Raw genomic sequence first — 23,635 nt, forward strand, 5'->3', positions numbered from 1 at the left:
TCATGTCCGGGGCGCGGATCCCAATTTCAGCGACAGGAGCCCACCATGGCCCCCAAAGTTCTCGTCTCCGACAAACTCTCGGAAACCGCCGTTCAGATCTTCCGCGACCGCGGCATCGACGTCACCTTTGATCCCTCCTTGGGCAAGGATAAGGACGCGCTGTTGGCTGCCGTGAAGGACTACGACGGCCTCGCCATCCGGTCTGCCACCAAGGTCACCGAAAAGCTGCTGGAGGCCGCGCCGAACCTGAAGGTTGTCGGCCGTGCGGGCATCGGGACCGACAACGTCGACAAGCCCGCCGCCTCCAAGAAGGGCGTGATCGTCATGAACACGCCCTACGGCAACATGATCACCACCGCCGAACATGCCATCGCCATGATGTTCGCCGTGGCTCGTCAGATCCCCGAGGCCAACGCTTCGACCCATGCGGGCAAATGGGAAAAGTCGCGCTTCATGGGCGTGGAACTGACCGGCAAGACCCTGGGCGTCATCGGCGCGGGCAACATCGGTGGTATCGTCTGCCAGAAGGCCGTGGGCCTGGGCCTCAAGGTCGTGGCCTACGATCCCTTCCTGTCCGATGAGCGTGCCTCCAAACTGGGCGTGCAGAAGGTCGAGTTGGAAGACTTGCTGACCCGTGCGGATATCATCACCCTGCACGTGCCGCTGACCGATCAGACCAAGAACATCCTGTCCGCCGAGAACCTGGCCAAGACCAAGAAGGGCGTGCGCATCGTCAACTGCGCGCGCGGCGGCCTGGTCGACGAAGAGGCCTTGGCGGCCCTGTTGAAAGAAGGCCATGTGGCCGGCGCGGGCTTTGACGTCTTCGCGGTGGAGCCTGCGACGGAGAGCCCGTTGTTCAATCTGCCCAACGTGGTCGTCACGCCCCACCTGGGCGCCGCCACGACCGAGGCGCAGGAGAATGTCGCCCTGCAAGTAGCCGAGCAGATGTCCGACTATCTGCTGACCGGAGCCGTGACGAATGCGCTCAACATGCCGTCCGTCACCGCCGAAGAGGCCAAGGTCATGGGCCCCTGGGTCAAGCTGGCCGACCACCTGGGCGCTTTCGTGGGCCAGATGACCGATGAGCCGATCCAGGCCATCGAAATCATCTACAATGGCGCGGTTGCCGACATGAACCTGGAGGCGCTGAATTGCTCCGCCATCTCGGGCGTGATGAAGGCCACAAACCCGGACGTGAACATGGTCTCGGCCCCCGTCATCGCGCGGGAGCGGGGCGTGGAAATCTCCACCACCCGTCAGGACAAGTCGGGCGTGTTTGACGGCTACATCAAGCTGGTCGTCAAGACGGCGTCGCGCGAGCGGTCCATCGCGGGTACGGTCTTCACCGACGGCAAGCCGCGTTTTATCCAGATCAAAGGCATCAACATCGACGCCGAGGTCGGGGCGCATATGCTCTACACCACCAACGAGGACGTGCCGGGGATCATCGGGACCTTGGGGCAGACCATGGGCGAAAACGGCGTGAACATCGCCAACTTTACGCTCGGCCGCTCGGACCGCGGTCAGGACGCCATCGCCTTGCTGTATCTGGACGATCAGCCGCCCGCTCCGGTGTTGGAGAAGTTGCGCGCAACGGGCCTGTTCCAGACGGTCTCGCCCTTGCGCTTCGACGTCTAAGGCGGAACGCAACGTCCTGGTTTCAAAACCGCCCCCAGTCCGTTCATATGCGCGGACTGGGGCCTGGCGCCCCTCCAGCGGGAAGGGAGCCCAATGTCAGATATCGTCATCCTTTCTGGTGTGCGCACGGCCATCGGGACCTTCGGCGGATCCTTGGCTGGGACCACGCCCATCGAGTTGGCGAAGACCGTCTCCGAGGCGGCGATGGCCCGCGCAGGCGTGCAGCCCGACCAAATCGGCACGACGGTCTTCGGCCATGTGATCAATACCGAGCCGCGGGATATGTACCTGAGCCGGGCGGCGGCCATCGAGGCCGGTGTGCCCGATACGGTGCCTGCGGTGAACGTCAATCGCCTGTGCGGCTCTGGTGTTCAGGCCATTGTCTCGGGGGCCCAATCGCTGATGCTGGGCGATGCGGACGTCGCCTTGGTCGGTGGGGCCGAGTGCATGTCGCGCTCTCCGTTTATCCTACAGGATGCGCGCTGGGGCGCGAAAATGGGGGACGTGCGCTCCAAGGATATGATGCTTGGCGCACTGACATGTCCCTTTGGGACGGGTCATATGGGCGTCACGGCCGAGAACGTTGCGGCGGAGCATGGCGTGACCCGCGCCGATCAGGATGCCTTTGCGCTTCAGTCCCAAGAGAGGGCGGCCAAAGCAATCACTGAGGGCCGGTTCTCCGAGCAGATCGTGCCTGTCTCCGTCCGCCAGAGGCGGCAGCAGATCGATTTCGCGGTGGATGAGCACCCCAAGACGACCGACGTGGACACCTTGGCGAAACTACGCCCAGCGTTTCAGAAAGATGGCACCGTCACCGCCGGGAATGCGTCTGGGTTGAATGACGGGGCTGCGGCGCTCGTCCTGGCGCGGGCCGACGCCGCGCGCGACATGGGCCTGACACCGCGCGCACGGATTCTGGGCTATGCATTGGCAGGGGTCCGCCCGGAGGTCATGGGGATTGGGCCGGTGCCTGCCTGTGAAGCCCTCTTCGCCAAAACGGGGCTGGGTGCCGACGACCTCGACGTGATTGAATCGAACGAAGCCTTTGCGGCCCAAGCGATTGCCGTGAGCCGCGCGCTCGGATTGGACAGCGACCGGGTCAATCCCAATGGGGGAGCGATTGCCCTTGGCCATCCAGTCGGCGCAACCGGTGCGATCATCGCGGTCAAAGCCCTCGCCGAATTGGAGCGCATCGGGGGCCGCCGTGGGCTCATCACCATGTGCATCGGGGGCGGCCAAGGGATAGCGCTCGCCATCGAGCGGATTGGTTGAAGACTTTTCATCGAAAAGTCTTTTCAAACTTTTCCATGAAAAGTTTGGCCCCTCATAACCCCAAAGCGCACCCGTCCTTTCTAGGGTCGGAGGCGCCCACGAGCACCCCGTCAGCGCGTATTTCAATGGCTTGAGCGCCACCAATGGGACCCGCTGGAACCTCAATCCGGTGTCCCATCCCATAGAGTTCCGCCCGGACCGCGTCGCTGTAGCCTCTTTCCACGCGCAGGACGTCGCCGTCGGCGAACGCGCGGGGCATGTCGATGGCGGTTTGCGGGTCCATCCCAAAATCAACCATGTTTGAGAGAAATCGAACGTGACCGCAGGGTTGATAGGCGCCGCCCATGACGCCGAACGGCATCGTGATCCGCCCGTCTTGCCGCAACATGCCCGGAATGATCGTGTGCATAGGTCGTTTTCCGGGGCCCAATTCATTGGGATGCCATCGGTCCAGGGTAAATCCAGCTCCGCGGTTTTGGAAGAGGATGCCAAATCGATCTGATGCGATTCCGGACCCAAAGCTGTGAAAAATGGAATAGATCAGAGAGACCGCCATACCGTCTCTGTCCACGACGGTGATATAGATCGTGTCTTTGTGAACCGCCTCGGTCAGGGGCGCCGGTGCGGCCATGGCCCGTTTGGGATGGATCAGTTGCGCCAATTGCTCCGCCGTCTCCGGCGCCGTCATATGCGCAAGGCGGGTCGTATGATCAGGATCGGCTAGAAAACGGTTTCGGGCATCATAGGCGAGTTTCGTAGCCTCCGCCTCAAAATGGACTCTGCGGGCGCCCAAGGGATCAAGCTCCGTGATGTCGAAATGCCCGAGGATGTTCGCCAGTAGCAGCGCCGTTGCGCCTTGGCCGTTCGGCGGATGCTCCACCAAGTCGATCCCCTTGTAGGTGCCTGCGATGGGATCCGTCCAATCGCAGGCCGTGGCGGCGAAATCTTCCAAGGTGTGGCATCCACCCATGGCGCGTAGGCTATTGACCATGTCTTCGGCCACTTCGCCGGTGTAGAACCCGTCGCGCCCCTCTTTTGCGATACGGCGCAGGACGTCCGCTTGACCGGGTAGGCGGAACATATCTCCCACCGATGGGGCGTTGCCCTTTGTCAGATAGACATCGCGCGCCGTGCCTTGCAGCGTGTTCGCTGCTTCGGCCCAGTCGAATGCCACCCGCGGCGCCACCGGGACCCCGGCGTCGAAGACCGCGATCACGGGACCGAGAATATCGGCCAGACCTAGCTTTCCATGCTCCCGCGACAGGGTGCAAAATGCATCCACGGCACCGGGTATTGTCACGGCATCGGGCGATGACACCGGAACGGCCCGGTGCCCCTGCGCCCGCAGCGCCTGGGCGGTGGCTGCCGCAGGGGCGCGGCCGGATCCGTTTAGGGCCAGAACCGTCTCTGACCCTGGGGGTTTTATCAGCGCAAAGCAGTCCCCACCGAGCCCCGTCATCTGTGGTTCGCACAGGCCAAGGGCGACGGCGCCAGCGATGGCCGCATCCACAGCGTTCCCGCCCCGCGCCAAAGTATCAATGGCCAGTCTCGCGCCGAGCGGGTGGGAGGTGGCTGCCATGCCATTGGTCCCATAGACTTGCGAGCGTCCGGGCAGATGAAAATCGCGCATGTTCCCCTCCACCATGTGAGCCTATCGGAGCCTAGGCGCCACGGTGTAGGTGTCCAGTCGAAACAAGCGATGTCAGAGGCGGATGGGACCACCCACTGCGCATGGCTCCTCCGGATCGGACGGTGTCGGAGAGGGATCGGGGCCCATGGGCGTCGTCTGTGCTTCGGTTTAACGATGACGTTCGCGGGTGAGCATTTTTGGGACTGGCCTTTAGGCTGGCAACTTACGTTTGGCGGATCAACAAAACATGTCCGGCGACAAAGGCGGCTTTTCTGAACAACGACCAATGTAAGAACGCGCCTTATGATCTGACCGAGACAATCAGGACGCGTTAGCGCGGAAACGTCGACCCTGAAGGTTGGGTCCAACTCAATTCAAATAGCTTTACCCTGGAACCAAAGGGCAAACTCACCACTTCAATCGATCACGTGGCCGATCTCCACGACCACCAGGGGCTCTCGCATCGGCCGAAGCTAGGAGATCGCCAGCGAAAAGCTCAAATGGTTTTGGCCGTCCAGGCGTTCGTAGATCATGTCATCGGTCAGGGTGTGAACGATGAACCAGCCGAAGCCTCCTTCCGGCAGATCCTCAAGGTCCGTTCCCGTGTCAGGTAGGGCGCCTGCGCTCAGTAAGCGCGGGGGCAGCGGTGTGCCGTTATCCCGTGTCTCGATCAGAAAATGCGTTCGGTGGCGGCTAATTTTGCAGTCAATCCAGCCATCGGGTTCATCTGCAAAGGCATGTTCAACGATGTTGTTTAGAACTTCGCCCAAGACAATCAGAACGTCCCCATAGATATCTTTGGCGATGTTGTACGACCGCGCCAGGTCCTCAATCGACTGCAAATGGGACCGCACGGCATGGGCTGTGCCGTTGAAGCGGCGATGTAAGAACATGGTCGATGTTGTTGAACGGGCCGCGTTCATCAGGCCGCGTCCTGATCATCGCTCTCCCATGGGAGGCCGTCGTGCATGACGAAGACCCTATCCATGCGTGTCAATGCCAAGACTTTGAGCACAATGGCATCACACCTGGCCAACTCCAGTCGCCGTCCCTCACCAAGCATTTTCATGCCAGCAACCAATGCGCCGAGGCCGCTGCTGTCCATGAACTGAACCTCATGCATGTCCAGCACGACCCGACCGTCGTGATTGGCCACCGCCGAACGCATCTGCTCCTTGAACGACAGCGCCCCGGTCGCGTCCAACCGTGTTTCCCTGAGCGTTAGGGCAAGCACATCGCCCTGCATCGTCTGTGTGATCTGCATCCCTGTCCCTTCCCGCATCTGCCGCTGGCGCTCCGCCCTGACCTTTGGCAAGCTACCGTCCAAGGTCTTACGAAAGGGTAACCGCGCCATGGAAAACGTCGTCATCGTCGCCGCTCGCCGGACCCCCATGGGTGGCTTCCAAGGCGCCCTGAGCAAGGCCACGGCGGCTGATCTGGGAGGGGCGGCGATAGCCGCGCTGCTGGCCGATACAGGGCTGCCCGCGTCCAAGGTCGAGGAACTCTTGATGGGCTGTGTCTTGCCTGCTGGGCAAGGCCAGGCGCCCGCCCGTCAGGCTGGGTTCGCCGCGGGCCTGCCGCAGGATGTGCCTGCCACGACGCTCAATAAGATGTGCGGCTCCGGGATGAAGGCCGCGATGATCGCGCATGATCAAATTGCCCTCGGGCAGACGGGCATCATGGTCGCCGGGGGCATGGAATCCATGACAAACGCGCCCTATCTGCTGCCGCGCATGCGGGGCGGCGCCCGGCTGGGCCATGGTCAGGCCATCGACCACATGTTTCTGGACGGCTTGGAAGATGCCTATGACAAGGGCCGTCTCATGGGGACCTTCGCAGAAGACTGCGCCGAGGCCTATCAATTCACGCGCGAGGCGCAGGACGACTACGCGCTGCGCTCCCTCTCCCGCGCGCAGGCCGCCATCGATACGGACGCCTTTGCCCCCGAGGTCGCACCCTTCACAGTGACAAACCGAAAGGGCAGCCATCAGGTTACCCATGACGAACAGCCCGGCAGCGCCCGTCCCGATAAGATCCCGCATCTGAAGCCCGCCTTTCGCAAGGACGGGACCGTGACCGCCGCCAATTCCTCGTCGATCAGCGATGGGGCGGCTGCGCTGCTATTGGCGTCACGCTCCGTCGCCGAGGCCGAAGGGTTGCCGGTCCGCGCCCACGTTCTGGGCCATGCCAGCCACGCCCAAGCGCCAGGCCTGTTCACAACCGCGCCAGTCCCCGCCGCGCGTGCCCTTATGGACAGGCTCGGCTGGACCACATCCGACGTTGACCTCTGGGAGGTGAACGAGGCGTTTGCCGTCGTCCCCATGGCCTTCATGCACGAAATGGGCCTGCCGCCTGACGTGGTGAACGTGAATGGCGGCGCCTGCGCGCTGGGGCATCCCATTGGGGCTTCTGGTGCCCGGATTATCGTGACCTTGCTGAACGCCCTGGAGGCTCGAGACCTCAAACGCGGGATCGCCGCGATTTGTATCGGCGGAGGCGAAGGCACGGCCATCGCCATTGAGCGACCATAACCTGTTTCTTCTCGGCATAAATACCTCCACGGGGGTGCGGGGGTGTGAAACCCCCGCTCCGCCAGTAGCCACAAGGACGACGCGATGGTGGACTACCCGACGCTCCACAAGACGGTCGCCAGCCTGACCGAGGGCGAGCACGATGCCATCGCGCTGATGGCCACCCTCGCGTGCGAGGTGCACCATTCGGATGATCGTTTCGATTGGACCGGGTTCTACCGTGTCGTCGCGCCGGAGCTTTTGAAGATCGGGCCCTATCAGGGGGGCCACGGCTGTCTGGTGATCCCCTTTGCGCGGGGGGTCTGCGGCGCGGCGGCGCGCACGGGGCAGGCTCAGCTTGTGCCAGATGTGGAGGCTTTCCCTGGGCATATCGCCTGCGCGTCTTCCACGCGGTCCGAATTGGTGCTGCCGGTCTGGGATGGCACCGGAACCCTGATCGCGGTCTTCGATATCGACAGCGATCAACCCGATGCCTTTACCCAGACCGATGCCGACGAATTGTCTCGCCTGCTCCATGCGACCTTCGCGCGATGACAGGGCTTCGCGACCTGATCCGGCGGCAGGTCCGGGACGGGCGCGTTACATGGATCGGGTTGCGGCCAGCCCGTCGGGCCGAGATGATCGTGGTGGAGGCCGCCGATATCCAAGGCGACGGGCTCCGGGGGGACCATGGACGCGCGGGCAAACGCGCGATCACCCTGCTCCAGGCGGAACATATCCCGGTGATCGCCGCCCTCTGTGATGGGCCTGTCTCCGCGTCCGTGCTGCGCCGCAATGTCGTGGTGTCCGGTATAAACCTCGCGGCCTTGCGGGGCCGACAGGTCCAATTGGGCGGAGCCGTCGTGACCCTGACGGGCCCCTGTGCCCCTTGCAGCCGGATGGAGGAGGCGCTGGGTCCAGGCGGCTATTCCGCTGTGCGCCACCATGGCGGTTGGTGCGCCTCCGTCGACACCCCCGGCCCCCTTGCGATCGGAGACAGCCTATGCGCCCTGTGACGGCCCGCATCCGACCCGCGACGGCCCGGGATCGTCGCGCGATCATCGCCCTGCACCTCGCCTCTTGGCAGTCCAGTTACGGTATCGAACTGCCGCAGCACGTTCTGTCGGACGTCCTGCCGGGATACCTTGCCGACAAATGGACCGGGCGGACCTTTGGTGCGGATCAGGTCACCCTCGTGGCCGAGGTCCCCAACGGTGATGTGGCGGGGTTTGTCTGTGCGCTGACCGACCGGGCGGTTCCGTTGATCGACAACCTCCATGTTGATCCCGCGCGCCGGGGGGGCGGCCTGGGCAAGCGCTTGCTCCAGGCGGTGAACGCGGCTTTGGCAGAGCAGGGCTTTCGCCAGAGCGAGTTGACCGTCCTGTCGCGCAACACGCGGGCCTATGCCTTCTACTTGGCCAATGGCGGCGAGGACGAAGGCGAAGAGCCGGACACCCTGGTTGGCAAAGCCGTCCGCGTGCGCCGCATTGCCTTTGCCTTGGAGTGAGCGGTGCTCCGTTCGGAGGGCGCACCCTCTGGGGCGGGGGTCCTCGGGGCACGCCCGAGGACGGGGACGCCGCCCTCACGACACGCCCTTCAATCCGTCGCGGTGATGCGCTAGTCGGACGTCAACCGTCTGCCCCAGGGCGGACGCATAGCGACGCGGGACCGATACGATGAAATTCACGCTTTCCTGGCTGAAACGCCACCTCGAGACCACTGCCACGGTCGATCAAATCACCGAGGCTCTGACCGATCTGGGCCTAGAGGTTGAGGGCGTCGAGGATCGTGCCGCGCGGTTGAAGGATTTTACCCTCGGCTACGTAGAAAGCGCCGAGAAGCACCCGGATGCGGACCGTCTGCGCGTCTGCCAGGTGGCCACCGACGAAGGCGTCAAACAGATCATCTGCGGTGCGCCCAACGCGCGCCAAGGCATCACGGTCGTCGTCGCCAAGCCCGGTGTCTATGTGCCCGGTATCGACACCACCATCGGCGTCGGCAAAATCCGGGGCATCGAGAGCTTCGGCATGATGGCCTCGGAGCGGGAGTTGGAGCTATCTGACGAACACGACGGCATCATCGAACTGCCCTCGGGCGAGGTGGGACAGCGGTTCACCGATTGGCTGACTGAGCACGACCCGGCCAAGGTCGATCCTGTGATCGAGATCGCCATCACGCCCAACCGTCCCGACGCGCTGGGCGTGCGGGGTATAGCCCGCGATTTGGCTGCGCGCGGCCTAGGCGCGCTGATCCCCCAGGGCACGCCGGTGATCGAGGGCACCTTCGATTGCCCCACCAGTGTCACCATCGCCGAGGATACGACCGACGGTTGCCCGGTCTTCGCCCTGCGCCTCATTCGGGGGGTCAAGAACGGGCCCTCGCCAGACTGGCTCCAAGATCAATTGCGGGCCATTGGTTTGCGTCCCATCAGCTTCCTGGTGGATGTCACCAATTGGTTCACTTACGATCTGAATCGTCCGCTGCATGTCTTTGACGCTGATGTGGTGAAGGGCGACCTGCGCGTGCATCGCGCGGTCGGTGGTGAGACGATCACTGCGCTGGATGAAAAGGACTATACATTGCCCGAGGGGGCTATGGTCATCAGCGATGACGCCGGTGTCGAAAGTATTGCGGGCATCATGGGCGGCGCCCATTCGGGCGTGACCGAGGACACCGTGAATGTGCTGGTCGAAAGCGCCTTCTGGGACCACATCCAGACTGCGCTGACGGGCCGGGCGCTCAAGATCAACTCCGACGCGCGCTACCGGTTCGAGCGGGGCGTGGACCCGGCGTTCACGCCCGATGGGCTGGACCACGCCACGCGGATGATCCTGGACCACGCGGGTGGTGAGGCGTCGCGCCCTGTTATTGCGGGCGCGGTGCCGGATGTGTCGCGTGCCTATAAGCTCGACACCGCGCGGGTCGAAAGCCTGGTTGGCATGGCCATCCCAGCTGATGAACAGCGCGAGACGCTGACTGCGCTCGGCTTTGCGTTGGACGGCGACATGGCGGCGGTGCCGTCCTGGCGCCCCGATGTGCAGGGCGAGGCCGATTTGGTGGAAGAGGTGGCGCGCGTCGCCTCGCTGACCAAACTCCAGGGCAAGCCCCTGTCGCGGCCCGCCCAGGTGTTGCGCCCGGTTCTGACACCGATGCAAATGCGCGAGCGGACGGCGCGGCGCACGGCGGCGGCGCTGGGCTACGACGAATGCGTGACCTATGCTTTCATCGACCAGGCCTCGGCGGCGCTGTTCGGTGGCGGGACAGAGGCGACCCGGCTGGAGAACCCGATCTCGTCGGACATGTCTCATATGCGGCCCGCGCTGCTGCCCGGGCTGTTGCAGGCCGCCGCTCGCAACCAGGCCCGAGGCTTTGCCGATATGGCCCTGTTCGAAGTCGGCGCGGCCTTCCACGGGGGGGAGCCGGGTGAGCAGCATCTGATGGTGTCGGGCCTGTTGGTTGGCCACACCGGGCCCAAAGGCGTCCATGGGGACCGTCGGCCGGTGGATGTCTTCGACGCCCGCGCCGATGCCGAGGCGGTTTTGTCGGCCATCGGGGCGCCCGCCAAGGCCCAGATCCTGCGCGGCGTGCAGGATTGGTGGCATCCGGGCCGGTCAGGCAAGATCTGCCTGGGGCCGAAGAAAGTGTTGGCAGTGTTCGGGGAAATCCACCCCAAGGTCCTGCGGGCCATGGATGTGAAGGGCCCTGCGGTCGGTTTCACAGTTTGGCCCGCTGAGGTGCCCTTCCCCAAGGCCCAAGGGGCGTCGCGCGGTGCCCTGCACCTGTCTGACCTGCAGGCGGTGGATCGGGACTTTGCCTTTGTCGTCGACGCCGAGGTGGAGGCCCAAAAGCTGGTCCAAGCGGCCCTCGGTGCGGATAAAGCGCTGATCTCCGACGTGCGCGTTTTTGATACCTTCGAAGGCGGCAGCTTGGAGGCCGGGCAAAAGTCTGTTGCCCTGACCGTGCGCTTGCAGCCCACCGACAAGACCCTGACCGACAAGGACATCGAGGCCGTGGCCGCGAAGGTGGTCGAGAAGGTGACGAAGGCGACAGGCGGCACCCTACGCGGGTGATGGGCGGCGAAGGCGAACCGCCGCGCAATGCGTCAGCGCGGCAGGTCCCGCCAGCCTTTCCAGATCAGCAAGGCGCCCACGCCCGCGAGGCCACAGGCGCTAATCCGATGGATGGGGATCCGGGCCGCGAGGGGCGAGCGCACGGCCCGGACCGTCAGAAGTGCATAGGCAAGGATCGAGGTCGCATCTACGGCGATGAAAACGGCGCCATAGACCAAAGACTGTGCCACAACGTTCAGATCCGGCGCGATGAAGCCCGGGAACAGCGCGACGAAAAACACGATTGCCTTTGGGTTTGTCACGCAGGCGAAGAACCCACTGAGAAAGGCGCGGCGGTCATGGTCGTGGGGCAGGCTCTCGCCGGTGTCGTGCCAGGCCCGCCAAGCAAGCCAAAGGATATAGGCACCGCCCGCCAATTGCAGCGCTGGCAAAACCTGGTCCGCCAGCCCGATCAACACCCGCAGCCCGGCCACAGCCACGGCGATATGCACCATCGTGCCGAGCGCGTCACCGGCCACAGCCCAATACATAGCGCGCCGTCCCCCGCGGAGGGCTTGGCTGGTGGCCAGGGCGACCGACGGGCCGGGCGTTGCGGCGATGGCCAGAGTGGCCAGCAAGAAGCTGAAGAAAAGGGTCGGGTCCATGTCGCCTCCGCTCGGTGTGAGGGACACGTTAGTCGCAAAACGGGCCGCCCCATAGGCGACCCGCGTCGATCTTTTGTGATGTCTGGTTCAGCAGATCGGATCGCGACGACCGCTGATCATGCGACAGACCGAGGCCCTTTGCGTCAGGCGGCAAGATCCTTGCGCATTTCCAACTCGCCGATGGCGCTGCTCAGGCTCGCATGTTGTTCCACGAGGAAAGCGAACTCCGGCGCGTCCCCGTCGATGGCGGTGATGGCCTCATCGTAGGCGTCCAGCAGGACTTTTTCGCCGCGCACAATCTCCGCCAGGACCGCAGCTTCATCGCCGTCCGTCAGGATATCCTTGATCCCCACGAAGCTACGGTGGGCCGAGGCCAGGAGCGAGCCATCATCGCCCACCTCCACGCCCATGCGGCTCAAGACGGCTCGGATCTCATCGGCGTTCCGCTGACGCCGCTCCAGGAAGGAGGAGAGAGTGGATTTCAGGTGCGGGGCATCAACGTGGTCGAGGGCGTCGGTATAGCCGTCGCGGCTATCCACAAGGCGCGTCAGAAGGGTTTTCAGGGCGTCCGTACGCGTGGTCATGGGCGTCTCCGTTTGCAGGTTTCGGATACCCTTTCAACGCCCTCAGACCGGGGATCGGTTCCCACCATCCGGGCGGGATCCGTCCCTTTTCGCGCTGACCGGCCTGCGCCGTCAGTCGTAGACCCGTTGGTCGTCGATGACCTTGCCGTCGTTGGGCAGGCTATCGACCCGTGCCACGCGCCCCTTCAGCTTGAGACAGGCGGCGACCGACGCGGCCCAGGCGGCCTCATCCCCGCCGTCCGCCTCAATGGCCACGTCCATGGCGTCCATCTCCCCCTCGCGGGTGACGGTGACGCGGGCGGCGCGGATCTCTGGGTGGCGTGCGACCAGGTCTGCCACCTGCTCGGGCCGAACGAACATGCCCTTGATCTTGGCCGTCTGATCGGCGCGACCCATCCAACCCTTGATCCGCGTATTGGTCCGCCCACAGGGCGACACCCCAGGCAAAATCGCCGATAGGTCGCCCGTGGCAAAGCGGATCAGCGGGTAATCGGGGTTCAGCGCGGTGACCACGACCTCGCCCACCTCCCCTTCGGCAACGGGGGTGCCGGTGCCGGGGCGGACGATTTCGACGATCACGCCCTCGTCCAGGATCATGCCCTCCATGGCCTCGGATTCGTAGGCGACGTTGCCCAGATCAGCCGTCGCATAGCATTGCAGGCAGGTGATGCCGCGCTCGGCGTACTCCGTCCGGAGGGAGGGGAACAGCGCGCCCCCCCCAACGGCCGCGCGCGTGATCGACAGGGGCATCCCCATCTCATCGGCGCGGTCCAGGATCACCTTGAGGTAATCCGGTGTGCCCGCATAGGCCGTTGTCCCCACATCGCGGGCCGCGCGGACCTGCAGGTCGGTTTGCCCGACCCCCGCCGGCAGGACACGAGCGCCCACGGCCCGCGCGCCGTTCTCGAAAATCATGCCCGCAGGCGTCAGGTGGTAGCCGAAGCAATTCTGAACCGTGTCGCCTTTGCCGATGCCACAGGCGTGCAGAAACCGGCCCATGCGCCACCAGTCGTGCCCTACGCCACCAGGTTCATAGATCGGACCGGGCGATTGGAAGACATGGGCAACATCGCCAACGAACATGCCGCCAAAGGGCGGCACCGCCGCCTGCCATTCCGACAGTTGCGATTTGCGCAGCACAGGCAGCTTGGCCAAATCCGACAGGTCGCCAAGCTCGACCTCTGGCAGGCAATTGTCCGGCTGGCTTCGCGTGCGGCTCAGCTGGGCCCGCAAAGCCTCTAGCTGCGCGGCCGCCCGCGCGTCGGCAGAGCGGGTTTCCAGGTCGTCGTAATAGGTCATTGCAGTCCCCAATGGTGTTGCGCGCCGTCAAACGACGGCCCGTGGAAGCAGGGCACGCCCGCGGCCTCGATGTCTTGGATGGTGCGCGCGTCATCGGCGCCCACGCCAGGGGCGGGTTCCCGCAGGGCCACACCCAAGATGCGGCCCGGATGGCGCGCGATGGCGTCTCGGTAAACGGTCGCGTCCTTTTGCCCGCTATCCCCCAGGAGATAGGCGGGCAGATGTGGATTGGCCGCCAGGATCTTATCGATCGCGGCGCCCTTGTGGTTGCGGTGGCTTTTGCCGATCCCATCGTCGGTCAACCCGAGATCGCGCAGAAACATGGCGCCCAGCGGCACATCGTGACGGCGGAACAGCGCGTCCAGAAAGTGGTGCAGGTTCCAAGGCGAAGACGAGACATAGAACATCGGATTGCGCCCGTCCTTGGACAAAGCCTGCAGCAACGACTGTGCGTCGCCGTGGACGTGTCGGGTCAGGGCCGAACCGGTAAAGGTCGTCCAAAGGTTGCGCGGCAGGGAATGGGCTCCGGTTTCGATCACGGTGTCGTCGATGTCGGAGATGACCAGAAAGTCCGCCGCCGGGTCCGGGACACGGACCGGGAAAGGCACAACCTCCGAGGTCTGGGCGATCCGTACGGGGATACTGGCCCACCCGGGCGAAGCCTGCCGTGGCACGGTCAGGTGGATGTACCCCTCCGCGTCGCTTGTGGCCATTTGCCCCGCCGCTTCGACAGGTACGTCAGCCACTTCATCGGTGATGAACAGCGACACCATCTGCCGCACATTTGTCCACCGCGACGCACCGGGTTCCGGCGTGCCCCGCCGCAGGTGCGTCAGGACCCGCCCGCGCAGCACCAGACCCTCAGGGCTGCCATAGCCCGTGTAAGCATCTAGCACCGGTGGCGCATCGCGCCTTTGTCCGATCCGTTCCAGCAGTGCCTCAACCGCGCGCCCAATCCGCAGCAGCAAGGGCCGAATGGTGCGAGACATGGCGACCTCCTGGGGGGATTCCTGCCACATCGCTAGGGACCTGTGACCGCGCAGGCCAGGGAAATGCGCAGGGGCCGTCCGGGCAGGCGGACGATCTCTCCGCGAACCTCCAATTCCAGCCGGACGGTGGTCATATGCCAGCCGAGCGATCCGAGGTCGGTGCGGTCGTCCTCCGACAGGTGCTGACCGGCGATCTTCGCGATGTCCCGTGTCGGGAGAGGTCCATCGGCCAACGCCTTGTGCAACGCCTCCCGGCAGGCCTCGACCTTCCATGTGGGAACGTTAGTCGCCGTTGTCCCGGCAGGCGTGCGGCAGGGCGTTCGGTCGGTCATGCGGGCACTAGGGGGTATTCCGCGAGGGGTTCGTAGATCGGGCCTTGCGGCGTCAGCAACGATGACCAGAGCGTCAAGCGATGCGCCTCCGCCGGGGGCAAATCGGGCGCGCCAACCCGCAGGAGCGTTCCGGCCAAACGCTCGGTATCGGCCCGCGCCGTCCCGCCATACCGCAGCAACGTCACATGGGGACGAAAGCGTTCGCGGGGCAGGTCGATTCCAGCCCGACGGACATCTTGGCGCACACCCTCCCTCAGGGTCGCCAAGGGCGGATCGGTCGCCAAGTCCAAGACAACCGCCCGTGGGCGCCCCTGACCCAGCGGTGCAAAGGCCAGCGGTCGCAGGGGCACGCCGCCCAGGGCCCGGGCGTCTAGCAGGTCATGGAGTGCTTCCAGTCGTTGGGGCGGCTGATCGTCCAAGAAGGCCAGCGTGATATGCAGGTCATCCGCGTCGACCGCCCGTCCGCCCGGCAGCCGGGATTGCACCCGCATCAGCGGATCCACCCAGGCCTCGGGCACCGGAAGGCCGACGAAGGCCCTCATCCCGGCTGACCCGCCGTGGAGACGGCCACGAACATCACCAGTCCAAGCAGGAGGAGCAGGATGAACAACAACCCATACCGGCGGGTTTTACGCCGCGGGGGTTGGGTGTCCTCTTCTTCCTCAAGCACCGCTTCCGGCGCCTCGTCAAAGCCTTCTTCCACCGTTTGGGGGGGCGCTGCGGTCTTGGTCTGATCTCTCGCAAACAAGGCGCGGAGGCGATTGCCTCCGGCCGAGGGCTCCGGGTCGGCGCGCGGCGTCGCGCGGATGGGCGCGACCAGCGACGGAGCAGGCTTAGGCGCCTCGGCCACGGGGGGGGCGGTTGGGGGCAGGGTGGGCTCCGGCACGGCGGCCTCCGGCTCCTCGACCGAGGCCATATGGGCGTCCCAGGCGGCGGCTTCCTCGTCTGGCAGGCGCTCCGCCATCCATTGATCCAAGCGCTCTAGCAGGGCTTCATCCGGCGCCTCGGCGTGCATGGCGCTGTAGCGTTGGACGAGCAGGGCGACCCGCAACGTCTCTGCATCGGCGGCGAAGGCGTCGGATTGCTCCGCCGCCATAAGGGTGTCCGTGTCGAAGGATTCCGCGATCAGCAAATCGCCGTCGTCTTCGTGTCGCGCGGCCTCTAGCGCGGCGCGCAGCCGCGCCGCTTCGTCTTCGGTCACCATATCTAGCGCATCTTCCTCAGCTCAACCAACGCTTACGCCGCCGGTAAGATCGGACATCCCGAAAGGATTTGCGCCCTTCATCGGACATCCCCAGGTAGAACTCCTTCACGTCGGGGTTCTCCCGCAGATCGGCGGCGGGGCCGTCCATCACGACGCGACCCGACTCGAGGATATACCCGTAGTGCGCGAAACGCAGGGCCACATTGGTATTTTGTTCCGCCAGCAGAAACGACACGCCCTCTTTCTCATTGAGCGACTTCACGATGCCGAAGATTTCCTCGACCAACTGGGGGGCCAGCCCCATGGACGGCTCGTCCAGCAGGATGGTTTCCGGTCGGCTCATCAACGCCCGTCCGATGGCGCACATCTGCTGTTCCCCGCCCGAGGTGTAGCCCGCCTGGGATGTCCGACGTTCCCGCAGCCGGGGGAAGTAGTCGTAGACCATTTCCAGGTCGTCCTTGATCGCGCGCCCCCCGTCCGAGCGGGTATAAGCGCCTGTCAGCAGGTTTTCCTCGACGGTCAGGTGCTCAAAGCAATGCCGCCCCTCCATCACCTGAACCACACCACGCTTGACCAGTTCGGCGGGCGACAGATCCTGGATCCGCTCGCCGCGATAGGTGATGGCCCCTTTGGTCACATCCCCCCGCTCGCTGCGCAGCAGGTTCGAGATCGCCTTAAGCGTCGTCGTCTTTCCCGCCCCGTTGCCGCCGAGCAGGGCCGTGATCCCGCCCTTGGGGACACTGAGCGAGACGCCTTTCAGCACCAAGATCACGTGGTTGTAGATCACTTCGATGTTGTTGACCTCCAGCAAGGCGTCGGTCTGCGCCGCCGCTGCCGTCGTCTCGGGTGTGGTGTCCAGCATGGGCTGCCTCCTAGAAATCTGGGACCAGGTCGCAGGGGTGCGCCGCGCTTGGCCTGTCGATGGGTGTTGTCCGGTGTTTGTTGTCGCTGCGGTCGACCAGAATGGCGTTCCTGCGGCGCGCGAGGCCGCCCATAGCGATGGCTTGATGGGCGTGGGGGCTGGCTGACTGCCCCGCTCGCGAGCCTGGCCGCCCCGAGGCAATACGCCGGGCGCTTAGCTTGGCCGCGACCACGGAGTATCTCTCTTTGGCAAGGGGCTTAGATGCGGGGACCAGCGAGCGAACGCATCCGTCTCCCCATGGCCGCGGAGCGACTACGGCTCGCATTCTGTCCGACTGCCAAGGATCTTTCGTCACAGATCCCACGTCAAAGGTGGCATCGCCTCCACTCGCGTACTCTGTCCCGAGACCAAACGCCCTGCGCCCACTCACGGATGCCGAGGTTGCTAAGGTCGCAACCCGCCGACGGACCGTTTTGACGGGCCGCACCAAGGAGCATCCAGCGCGGTCCATCACCGTCGCCAAATCCGCCAACCATGGCAGAGCGCGCGCCTGCTGCATCACGGGTCCCCAAGTACTCAAATGGAACGCCCCGGCCGGGCACAGACCAGGCCGGGGCGCGCTGTCCATCAGCCGCAGACGGGCGTGATGTTGTTCTCGGCGGCATAGGCGCCCGAGTCTTCGGCGATCAGCGGGTCGATCACGGCGCGGTCGCTGTCGATCCAGTCGGTGATGATGTTCCACTCACCGGCGGCAGCATCCCACTGCTGCACCTTGGCCTGGCCAGAGCCGCCATGGTTTTCACAGGACACGCTAAACGCCGGTCCGAAATTCGGCATGCCTAGGCTTTCCATTAGGGCCTCATCCACGACCAGAGCTTCCATTCCGTCGCGCATCATCGCGGGGGTGATGTCGGCCACGCCGTGAATTTCTTGGGCCTTCTTGGTCGCCTCAGCGGCCAACATGGCAGCATAGAATCCACGGTTGTACAGGACAGTCCCCACCTGATCGCCATTGCCCGCGGCTTTGCCCGCGTCGATCACATACTGGTTCAGATCGGCGTAGATCGGGAAGTCGGTCCCCACATTGTGCATGGCCAACGACTTGTAGCCATTGGCGGCCTCACCCACGGGCAGCACGTCGTTCTCGGACCCGGCCCACCAGTTGCCGATGAAGTTCTCCATCGGAAAGCGGATGTTGGCGGCCTCTTGGATGGCGACCTGGTTCATCACGCCCCAGCCCCACATCACGACATAATCGGGACGCTCACGGCGGATTTGCAGCCACTGGGACTTCTGCTCCTGACCCGGGTGGTCAACGGCCAGCAGGGACAGGTCAAAGCCATGCTTTTCCGACAGCTCCTCCAGGGTGCGGATCGGCTCCTTCCCGTAGGCGGAGTTGTGGTAGACCAGCGCGATGGTCTTGCCCGACAGGTCGCCGCCGTTTTCCTCCAGCAAGTGGTTCACCGCGATGGAGGCACCGTCCCAGTAGTTCGCCGGGTAGTTGAAGACGTTGTTGAAGATGGAGCCATTGGCGGCTGACGTCCGGCCATAGCCCATCGTGTGGAGCGGGATGCCGTCAGCGGCCGTCTTGGGGATCAGCTGATAGGTGATGCCGGTCGACAGCGGCTGATAGACCAGCGCGCCTTCGCCCTTGGTGGACTCGTAACATTCCACACCCTTTTCGGTGTTATAGCCCGTCTCACACTCCAGCACGCGGGTCATGACACCGCCGATGCCGCCATCGCGTTCGTTCAGCAGGGTGAAGTAATCCGCGTATCCATCGGCAAAGGGGATACCCCCTGCCGCGTAAGGCCCCGTGCGGTACGATAGCGACGGATAGACCAGATCGGCCATTGCGGGGGCCGCCGCACAGATCGCCGCAATCGTCAGTGTTCCTAGTTTCATCGGTTCTTTCCTCCCTAAGGTGTTCCGATTGTTGTTCGGCGGGCCTCCCCCGCCTCCTCCCGAAGGGCCGCGCCTGGGCGCGACCCCGATCCGTAGGGCGGGGGTCCCCCCGCCGTCCCCTCAGTGGGGGAAGGGCCAAAGCCGCAGCTTCTCCTTGGTCAGGCGCCACAATTGGGCCAGGCCGTGGGGCTCCACCACAAGAAAGAAGATGATGAGCGCGCCGACAATGACCAGGTTCAAATGCGCCACGATATCCGTGGGCCAGCCGAGCAGATCCACGCCCACCAGTTTCAGCACCACAGGCAGCAAGACCAGGAACGCCGCGCCAGCGAAACTGCCGAAGATCGAGCCCAGGCCGCCGATGATGATCATGAACAGCACCAGGAATGACTTGGTGATGCCATAGACTTCCCCCACCTCGACCGCGCCGAGGTAGACCGTGAAGAAGAGCGCGCCCGAGATGCCCACAAAGAACGAGGACACCGCAAAGGCCGTGAGCTTCGCGCGCAAGGGGTTCACCCCGATGATCTCGGCGGCGATGTCCATGTCGCGGATGGCCATCCACTGCCGCCCCACGGTGCCCCGCGTCAAATTCCGCGCGATCCAGGCAAGGGCGATGACGAATATCAGGCAGAACAGGTACTGCGCCCAGGCTTGGGTGTTCGGCCCCGTCACGATGATCCCAAAGACCGACCGCTCCGGCGCGTTGATCTGACCGGAAGCCGAGTAGTTGTAGAACCACCCCACTTTGTTGAACATCCAGACCAGAAAGAACTGCGCCGCAAGCGTGGCTACGGCCAGATAGAACCCCTTGATCCGCAAGGATGGCAGCCCGAAGGCCGCGCCCACAGCTGCGGTGATGAAGCCCGACAGGATGGTCACCGTGAACATGTCCATCCAGGGGAAGGCCGTCATCAGCTTGTAGGAGGCATAGGCCCCCACGGCCATGAACCCGCCGGTCCCCAGGCTGACCTGACCGCAGTATCCCGTCAGGATGTTCAGCCCCAGGGCCGCGATGGCATAGATCAGGAACGGGACCAGGAAGGACGACGCCCAGTAGTCCGTTATGATGAACGGCACCACCAACACGGCGACCGCCAGCAAGGCCCAATAGCCGACGCGATCGAACTGGATGGGAAAGGTCTGATTGTCAGCGGTATAGGACGTTTTGAAATCGCCCGCCTCACGGTACAGCATCTCTCATCCCCCTCCCAAGGGCGCGCAGGATCTTACGGGCGTGCGCGTGTCACACGGCCCTTGCAGGTTTAGTGGTGTTCTGTGGGTCTCTTGTGTTCGGCGATCCCGCCAGGGTCCCGACCACGGCTGACGCGAGGCTGTGCCTACAGCTTGCGCAAGGCCGACACGATATGGGCGTTGGCCCGGGTCAGCCGCACCTCGCCCACGAAGCGGTAGAACGACCGCAGCGCGATGACCAAGGCCAAGATCGACAGCATTGTCCAATCGGGGTCCCCGGCGGCGGCCAACACGGCGTTGAGATCCGTCAGCAATTCCGGGTTGGTCCGCGCGTCCACGTGGTCCGTCATCTGGACGATGGCCTCTTGCAAGGCCTGCTTGCGCAGATGCTCCAACCGACCGAAGAACACCGCAACCGCACCCCAGGCCAAAAACACGAACAAATGTGCGGGTTTGCCCTGCGTCTGTTGGTCGTCGTCTGTTGGGGACTTGCTTGCTGGAAACACGGCGCTGTCCGGGTAAAAATGACCTTACGTCATCTTCGCAGACAAATCCGGCATTTCTATGTCTTTGACGTGGGGTCGAAATCGGCTGTTTGACCGATTGTCCGTTCCAGTTGACGCAAACTGTCAATACTTTTGAGACATCGCTCGCAACAAACGGGCCGCAACGATCCCCCATATCGCTAGACCCGTTCAATGATCTTCTCCCCAAACAGGCCTTGGGGGCGGAACACCAGGAAGATCAGCGCCAGCACATAGGCGAACCAGTTCTCGGTCGCCCCGCCCAGGTATGGGGCACCGATGGCAAACTCGAACAGCTTCTCGCCCACGCCGATGATCAGTCCACCAACAATCGCACCGGGAATTGAGGTGAAACCGCCCAGCATCAGAACCGGCAAAGCCTTCAGAGCGATCAGCGACAGCGAAAACTGCACGCCCGATTTGGTCCCCCACATGATCCCAGCGACCAGAGCCACAAAGCCCGCGATGGACCAGACCAGCACCCAAATGAAGTTGAGCGAGATGCCCACAGACAGGGCCGCCTGGTGGTCATCCGCCACAGCCCGCAGGGCGCGGCCCTCTTTGGTATATTGGCTGAACGCCACCAGTCCCAGGACCAGCAATGCCGCGATGATCGTCGCCACGATGTCCAGGTTGTCGATAAAGAACCCATAGCCAAAGGCATCGAAAGTTGTCGTATCGATCCAGTCGTTGATGCCTTGCGGCAGGCCCACGTCCAGCTTCTTGATCTCAGACCCCCACATCAGGTCGGCCACGCCCTCCAGGAAGTAGGCCAGCCCGATGGTCGCCATGAACAGGATGATCGGCTCCTGGTTGACGAGATGGCGGAAAATGTAACGGTTCACTGCCCAGGCGAAGGCCGCCATGATCACCACTGTCAGCAGGATCGCGGCCAGGGCAGGGACTTCCCACCCGAAGTGATGGATTTTCGTGCCGAAGGTCGCGTTGATCAGATGGGCGAAGGGCACCTGGCCGTTCTGAATGCCGACCAGCGTCATCGCTGCAAACAGCGCCATGACCCCCTGGGCATAGTTGAAGATGCCCGAGGCTTTGAAGATCAACACGAAACCAAGCGCCACCAAGGCATACATCACCCCGGCCATGAGCCCGTTCAGGGACACCTCGATGGCAAAAAGGAGTTGGTCAGGCATGTCTTAGACCCCCAGCTGGGCGCAGGGCACATGGGCCCCGGCCAAATCAAAGTGAAAGTAAGCGGACGTCATCTGCGTTACGCTTTTCAGGTAAAAGCTGCGGCCATCGAAGGTGCAGCCACGCCAAACATCCGGAAAGCTCCGTTGGTCTTCGGCGTGAAACGACAAATCCGCATCGGCGATATCCGTGAGCAGCGCGCGCACGGCGCGACCGCGTCCCTCGTTACCCGCGAAATTGGACCCCGGCGTGGTGGCGCAGATCGTCGCGACGTGATCGGGCCAATGAGCGGGGGGCAACACATCTAAACCGACAGTCCAGACGCCATGGGAGAGCCGTACTGTCGTGTTGCCGACGTCTGTCAAAGCCCATCCGTCTAAGTCCTGAAGGTCCCCGGTGGTGACCACATGCAAACAGGCGGAGATGGCCTCCGACCAAGCCTGTGCTTCCTCGGGCGGTATCACGACCGCATCCGCTATCGCGGGCGATGCCACACACCAGGCGGCGGAGATCAGGGCCTTACCCTTCAAGGTCCGTCTCCCGAACCAGATAGCCGTCTGCCAGCGCTTCAACCTCGATCCGAGGCTCACGCCAGCGGTCTGATTGCCAAACGCCCGCTCTGACTTCGGCATAGCGGCGCCCGTCCGACCGCCCCATGAGCCGCGCCGAGAGCGATGCCGTCGCCGCCCCTGTCACCGCGCAGGTCGACTCCGTCGTTATGACCCGCAAGCCGCTCCCGTCGGACCAGGCACCATTCGCATCGGTCAGACCCCTCATGTCGGGCGTCAACAGATGCTCATAGGGCAAGAGGCATCGCCGTTCGAACGTGTCCCAAAGCCTGTCCCCGGCGGCAAAGCTCGGCTGCGCCAGGCAAGCCGCTAGGGCGCCAGCCACGACCAGCGGGACAGGCCCGAACCCGCCCTTCGATGTTCCACAAATATGCCGGGGGGGATCGGCCAAAGGCCGATGGGGGGCTGGCCCCCCACTCCGCCCGAGACGCGTCCCGTCAGTCATGGGCTACACCGAGATACGCGTCGATCACGTCTTGGTTCGACCGCACCTCATCGGGTGTGCCATCCCCGATCTTGCGCCCGTAATCCATCACGACGACGCGGTCCGACAGGTCCATGACAACACCCATGTCGTGCTCGATCAAGGCAATGGTCGTCCCGAACTCGTCGTTCACATCCAGGATGAAGCGGGACATGTCCTCCTTCTCTTCGACATTCATGCCCGCCATGGGCTCGTCCAGTAGAAGCAGTTTCGGCTCGGCGGCCAGGGCGCGGGCCAATTCGACCCGCTTCTTCAATCCATAGGGCAGACGACCGACTGGCGTTTTGCGGATCGCCTGGATTTCCAGGAAGTCGATCACCCGCTCTACAGCCTCGCGGTTCTCCACCTCTTCGCGGGCTGCGCGGCCCCACCAGAGGCCCTGGGCGAACAGGTTCGAAGACATATAGCCCAGGCGCCCCGTCATCACGTTGTCCAGAACGGACATCCCCTCGAACAGGGCGATGTTCTGAAATGTGCGGGCGATCCCTTGCTGGGCGACTTGATAGGGCTTCATCGGCGGACGCGGCGCGCCGCGGAACCAGACCTCGCCCTCCTGTGGAATGTAAAAGCCCGAGATGACGTTAAGCATCGACGATTTGCCCGCCCCGTTCGGGCCGATGATCGCGCGGATTTCGCCCTCGCGGATATCGAACGAGATGTTCTTGATCGCCTCCACCCCGCCGAAGCGCAGCGTGATGTTGCGCAGGTCGAGGACGGTGCCGCCGATGGTCCGACCGTCTGCGGTCGTGGTGGTTTGCGTGTCTAGCATGTCGCTC

At 64.0% G+C, this 23,635-nt stretch carries 26 protein-coding genes; 8 read left to right on the forward strand and 18 right to left on the reverse strand.

Annotated elements, in window-relative coordinates; genetic code table 11:
- Positions 1-45 precede the first annotated feature (45 nt).
- Positions 46-1,638, forward strand: coding sequence for a phosphoglycerate dehydrogenase (gene serA, locus K5R33_RS16270; RefSeq protein WP_220750140.1), 1,593 nt, complete (start codon positions 46-48; stop codon positions 1,636-1,638).
- A gap of 93 nt (positions 1,639-1,731) precedes the next feature.
- Positions 1,732-2,910 carry a beta-ketothiolase BktB gene (gene bktB, locus K5R33_RS16275; RefSeq protein WP_220750141.1) on the forward strand — a complete coding sequence of 393 codons (1,179 nt, stop codon included), beginning with the start codon at positions 1,732-1,734 and terminating at the stop codon, positions 2,908-2,910.
- A gap of 52 nt (positions 2,911-2,962) precedes the next feature.
- On the opposite strand, the gene K5R33_RS16280 is transcribed toward bktB, so the two are convergent.
- The 3 genes from K5R33_RS16280 to K5R33_RS16290 all read right to left on the reverse strand — a co-directional run bounded on the left by K5R33_RS16280 (position 2,963) and on the right by K5R33_RS16290 (position 5,894).
- Positions 2,963-4,540, reverse strand: coding sequence for a gamma-glutamyltransferase family protein (locus tag K5R33_RS16280; protein WP_220750142.1), 1,578 nt, complete (start codon positions 4,538-4,540; stop codon positions 2,963-2,965).
- A 473-nt stretch (positions 4,541-5,013) separates the two neighbouring features.
- Positions 5,014-5,463: an ATP-binding protein gene (locus K5R33_RS16285; protein ID WP_220750143.1), complete on the reverse strand. Its 450-nt coding sequence runs from the start codon at positions 5,461-5,463 to the stop codon at positions 5,014-5,016.
- Positions 5,463-5,894: an STAS domain-containing protein gene (locus K5R33_RS16290; protein WP_308442988.1), complete on the reverse strand. Its 432-nt coding sequence runs from the start codon at positions 5,892-5,894 to the stop codon at positions 5,463-5,465. Before K5R33_RS16290 ends, K5R33_RS16285 begins: the two co-directional genes overlap by 1 nt.
- Here K5R33_RS16290 and K5R33_RS16295 point away from each other — a divergent pair.
- The 5 genes from K5R33_RS16295 (at position 5,893) to pheT (ending at position 11,120) form a co-directional block, all read left to right on the forward strand.
- On the forward strand, positions 5,893-7,071 hold the full coding sequence (locus tag K5R33_RS16295) for a thiolase family protein (protein WP_220750144.1): 1,179 nt from the start codon (positions 5,893-5,895) through the stop codon (positions 7,069-7,071). The two genes, K5R33_RS16290 and K5R33_RS16295, sit on opposite strands and share 2 nt — an antisense overlap.
- Positions 7,072-7,155: 84 nt before the next feature.
- The gene (msrC, locus tag K5R33_RS16300) at positions 7,156-7,605 is read left to right on the forward strand and encodes a free L-methionine (R)-S-oxide reductase MsrC (protein ID WP_220750145.1); all 450 of its coding nucleotides are present in this window, start codon (positions 7,156-7,158) and stop codon (positions 7,603-7,605) included.
- Positions 7,602-8,066, forward strand: a complete 465-nt coding sequence (locus K5R33_RS16305) for an MOSC domain-containing protein (protein WP_220750146.1) — start codon at positions 7,602-7,604, stop codon at positions 8,064-8,066. The genes msrC and K5R33_RS16305 overlap by 4 nt, the downstream gene beginning before the upstream one ends.
- Entirely contained in the window at positions 8,054-8,557 is a 504-nt protein-coding gene (locus tag K5R33_RS16310) for a GNAT family N-acetyltransferase (protein ID WP_220750147.1), read from the forward strand. The genes K5R33_RS16305 and K5R33_RS16310 overlap by 13 nt, the downstream gene beginning before the upstream one ends.
- Before the next feature lie 169 nt (positions 8,558-8,726).
- Entirely contained in the window at positions 8,727-11,120 is a 2,394-nt protein-coding gene (pheT, locus tag K5R33_RS16315; protein ID WP_220750148.1) for a phenylalanine--tRNA ligase subunit beta, read from the forward strand.
- Positions 11,121-11,152: 32 nt separating this feature from the next.
- Here pheT and K5R33_RS16320 read toward each other — a convergent pair whose 3' ends face one another.
- From K5R33_RS16320 to K5R33_RS16355, 8 genes are all read right to left on the reverse strand, one after another.
- Positions 11,153-11,764 (reverse strand): LysE family translocator, encoded by a 612-nt coding sequence (locus K5R33_RS16320; RefSeq protein WP_220750149.1) that lies wholly within the window; start codon positions 11,762-11,764, stop codon positions 11,153-11,155.
- A 143-nt stretch (positions 11,765-11,907) separates the two neighbouring features.
- Positions 11,908-12,348: a ferritin-like domain-containing protein gene (locus tag K5R33_RS16325; protein WP_220750150.1), complete on the reverse strand. Its 441-nt coding sequence runs from the start codon at positions 12,346-12,348 to the stop codon at positions 11,908-11,910.
- Between the two features lie 111 nt (positions 12,349-12,459).
- Positions 12,460-13,647: a phenylacetate--CoA ligase family protein gene (locus K5R33_RS16330; protein WP_220750151.1), complete on the reverse strand. Its 1,188-nt coding sequence runs from the start codon at positions 13,645-13,647 to the stop codon at positions 12,460-12,462.
- The gene (locus K5R33_RS16335) at positions 13,644-14,636 is read right to left on the reverse strand and encodes a phosphatase domain-containing protein (RefSeq protein WP_220750152.1); all 993 of its coding nucleotides are present in this window, start codon (positions 14,634-14,636) and stop codon (positions 13,644-13,646) included. Before K5R33_RS16335 ends, K5R33_RS16330 begins: the two co-directional genes overlap by 4 nt.
- 32 nt (positions 14,637-14,668) lie before the next feature.
- Positions 14,669-14,968, reverse strand: a complete 300-nt coding sequence (locus K5R33_RS16340; protein ID WP_220750153.1) for a DUF6958 family protein — start codon at positions 14,966-14,968, stop codon at positions 14,669-14,671.
- Positions 14,965-15,510: an RNA 2',3'-cyclic phosphodiesterase gene (gene thpR / locus K5R33_RS16345; protein WP_220750154.1), complete on the reverse strand. Its 546-nt coding sequence runs from the start codon at positions 15,508-15,510 to the stop codon at positions 14,965-14,967. The genes K5R33_RS16340 and thpR overlap by 4 nt, the downstream gene beginning before the upstream one ends.
- The gene (locus K5R33_RS16350) at positions 15,507-16,172 is read right to left on the reverse strand and encodes a hypothetical protein (protein ID WP_220750155.1); all 666 of its coding nucleotides are present in this window, start codon (positions 16,170-16,172) and stop codon (positions 15,507-15,509) included. Before K5R33_RS16350 ends, thpR begins: the two co-directional genes overlap by 4 nt.
- A 16-nt stretch (positions 16,173-16,188) precedes the next feature.
- Positions 16,189-17,034 (reverse strand): ABC transporter ATP-binding protein, encoded by an 846-nt coding sequence (locus K5R33_RS16355; protein WP_220750156.1) that lies wholly within the window; start codon positions 17,032-17,034, stop codon positions 16,189-16,191.
- Between K5R33_RS16355 and K5R33_RS16360 the strand changes: the two genes are divergently transcribed.
- A complete protein-coding gene (locus K5R33_RS16360; RefSeq protein ID WP_220750157.1) occupies positions 17,033-17,200 on the forward strand; it encodes a hypothetical protein in 168 nt (55 codons plus the stop codon). The genes K5R33_RS16355 and K5R33_RS16360 overlap by 2 nt on opposite strands.
- Positions 17,201-17,661: 461 nt before the next feature.
- On the opposite strand, the gene K5R33_RS16365 is transcribed toward K5R33_RS16360, so the two are convergent.
- The 7 genes from K5R33_RS16365 to K5R33_RS16395 all read right to left on the reverse strand — a co-directional run bounded on the left by K5R33_RS16365 (position 17,662) and on the right by K5R33_RS16395 (position 23,628).
- Positions 17,662-18,939, reverse strand: a complete 1,278-nt coding sequence (locus tag K5R33_RS16365; protein WP_220750158.1) for an ABC transporter substrate-binding protein — start codon at positions 18,937-18,939, stop codon at positions 17,662-17,664.
- A 120-nt stretch (positions 18,940-19,059) separates the two neighbouring features.
- The gene (locus K5R33_RS16370) at positions 19,060-20,136 is read right to left on the reverse strand and encodes a branched-chain amino acid ABC transporter permease (RefSeq protein WP_220750159.1); all 1,077 of its coding nucleotides are present in this window, start codon (positions 20,134-20,136) and stop codon (positions 19,060-19,062) included.
- Between the two features lie 143 nt (positions 20,137-20,279).
- Complete coding sequence (locus K5R33_RS16375; protein ID WP_220750160.1) at positions 20,280-20,639, reverse strand: hypothetical protein; 360 nt, start codon at positions 20,637-20,639, stop codon at positions 20,280-20,282.
- Between the two features lie 179 nt (positions 20,640-20,818).
- The gene (locus K5R33_RS16380) at positions 20,819-21,808 is read right to left on the reverse strand and encodes a branched-chain amino acid ABC transporter permease (RefSeq protein WP_220750161.1); all 990 of its coding nucleotides are present in this window, start codon (positions 21,806-21,808) and stop codon (positions 20,819-20,821) included.
- Positions 21,809-21,811: 3 nt separating this feature from the next.
- Positions 21,812-22,336: a hypothetical protein gene (locus K5R33_RS16385; RefSeq protein ID WP_220750162.1), complete on the reverse strand. Its 525-nt coding sequence runs from the start codon at positions 22,334-22,336 to the stop codon at positions 21,812-21,814.
- A complete protein-coding gene (locus K5R33_RS16390; RefSeq protein ID WP_220750163.1) occupies positions 22,326-22,820 on the reverse strand; it encodes a hypothetical protein in 495 nt (164 codons plus the stop codon). Before K5R33_RS16390 ends, K5R33_RS16385 begins: the two co-directional genes overlap by 11 nt.
- Positions 22,813-23,628, reverse strand: coding sequence for an ABC transporter ATP-binding protein (locus tag K5R33_RS16395; protein ID WP_220750164.1), 816 nt, complete (start codon positions 23,626-23,628; stop codon positions 22,813-22,815). Before K5R33_RS16395 ends, K5R33_RS16390 begins: the two co-directional genes overlap by 8 nt.
- Positions 23,629-23,635 lie beyond the last annotated feature (7 nt).

This window comes from Jannaschia pagri (assembly GCF_019655435.1).
Classification (GTDB): domain Bacteria; phylum Pseudomonadota; class Alphaproteobacteria; order Rhodobacterales; family Rhodobacteraceae; genus Jannaschia; species Jannaschia pagri.

Bases quoted from the DNA above. Each gene is read 5' to 3' on its own strand.
- serA (WP_220750140.1), top strand. From the start codon at position 46: ATGGCCCCCAAAGTTCTCGTCTCCGACAAACTCTCGGAAACCGCCGTT.
- bktB (WP_220750141.1), top strand. From the start codon at position 1,732: ATGTCAGATATCGTCATCCTTTCTGGTGTGCGCACGGCCATCGGGACC.
- K5R33_RS16280 (WP_220750142.1), bottom strand. From the start codon at position 4,540: ATGCGCGATTTTCATCTGCCCGGACGCTCGCAAGTCTATGGGACCAAT.
- K5R33_RS16285 (WP_220750143.1), bottom strand. From the start codon at position 5,463: ATGAACGCGGCCCGTTCAACAACATCGACCATGTTCTTACATCGCCGC.
- K5R33_RS16295 (WP_220750144.1), top strand. From the start codon at position 5,893: ATGGAAAACGTCGTCATCGTCGCCGCTCGCCGGACCCCCATGGGTGGC.
- K5R33_RS16290 (WP_308442988.1), bottom strand. From the start codon at position 5,894: ATGGCGCGGTTACCCTTTCGTAAGACCTTGGACGGTAGCTTGCCAAAG.
- msrC (WP_220750145.1), top strand. From the start codon at position 7,156: ATGGTGGACTACCCGACGCTCCACAAGACGGTCGCCAGCCTGACCGAG.
- K5R33_RS16305 (WP_220750146.1), top strand. From the start codon at position 7,602: ATGACAGGGCTTCGCGACCTGATCCGGCGGCAGGTCCGGGACGGGCGC.
- K5R33_RS16310 (WP_220750147.1), top strand. From the start codon at position 8,054: ATGCGCCCTGTGACGGCCCGCATCCGACCCGCGACGGCCCGGGATCGT.
- pheT (WP_220750148.1), top strand. From the start codon at position 8,727: ATGAAATTCACGCTTTCCTGGCTGAAACGCCACCTCGAGACCACTGCC.
- K5R33_RS16320 (WP_220750149.1), bottom strand. From the start codon at position 11,764: ATGGACCCGACCCTTTTCTTCAGCTTCTTGCTGGCCACTCTGGCCATC.
- K5R33_RS16325 (WP_220750150.1), bottom strand. From the start codon at position 12,348: ATGACCACGCGTACGGACGCCCTGAAAACCCTTCTGACGCGCCTTGTG.
- K5R33_RS16330 (WP_220750151.1), bottom strand. From the start codon at position 13,647: ATGACCTATTACGACGACCTGGAAACCCGCTCTGCCGACGCGCGGGCG.
- K5R33_RS16335 (WP_220750152.1), bottom strand. From the start codon at position 14,636: ATGTCTCGCACCATTCGGCCCTTGCTGCTGCGGATTGGGCGCGCGGTT.
- K5R33_RS16340 (WP_220750153.1), bottom strand. From the start codon at position 14,968: ATGACCGACCGAACGCCCTGCCGCACGCCTGCCGGGACAACGGCGACT.
- thpR (WP_220750154.1), bottom strand. From the start codon at position 15,510: ATGAGGGCCTTCGTCGGCCTTCCGGTGCCCGAGGCCTGGGTGGATCCG.
- K5R33_RS16350 (WP_220750155.1), bottom strand. From the start codon at position 16,172: ATGGTGACCGAAGACGAAGCGGCGCGGCTGCGCGCCGCGCTAGAGGCC.
- K5R33_RS16360 (WP_220750157.1), top strand. From the start codon at position 17,033: ATGGGCTGCCTCCTAGAAATCTGGGACCAGGTCGCAGGGGTGCGCCGC.
- K5R33_RS16355 (WP_220750156.1), bottom strand. From the start codon at position 17,034: ATGCTGGACACCACACCCGAGACGACGGCAGCGGCGGCGCAGACCGAC.
- K5R33_RS16365 (WP_220750158.1), bottom strand. From the start codon at position 18,939: ATGAAACTAGGAACACTGACGATTGCGGCGATCTGTGCGGCGGCCCCC.
- K5R33_RS16370 (WP_220750159.1), bottom strand. From the start codon at position 20,136: ATGCTGTACCGTGAGGCGGGCGATTTCAAAACGTCCTATACCGCTGAC.
- K5R33_RS16380 (WP_220750161.1), bottom strand. From the start codon at position 21,808: ATGCCTGACCAACTCCTTTTTGCCATCGAGGTGTCCCTGAACGGGCTC.
- K5R33_RS16390 (WP_220750163.1), bottom strand. From the start codon at position 22,820: ATGACTGACGGGACGCGTCTCGGGCGGAGTGGGGGGCCAGCCCCCCAT.
- K5R33_RS16395 (WP_220750164.1), bottom strand. From the start codon at position 23,628: ATGCTAGACACGCAAACCACCACGACCGCAGACGGTCGGACCATCGGC.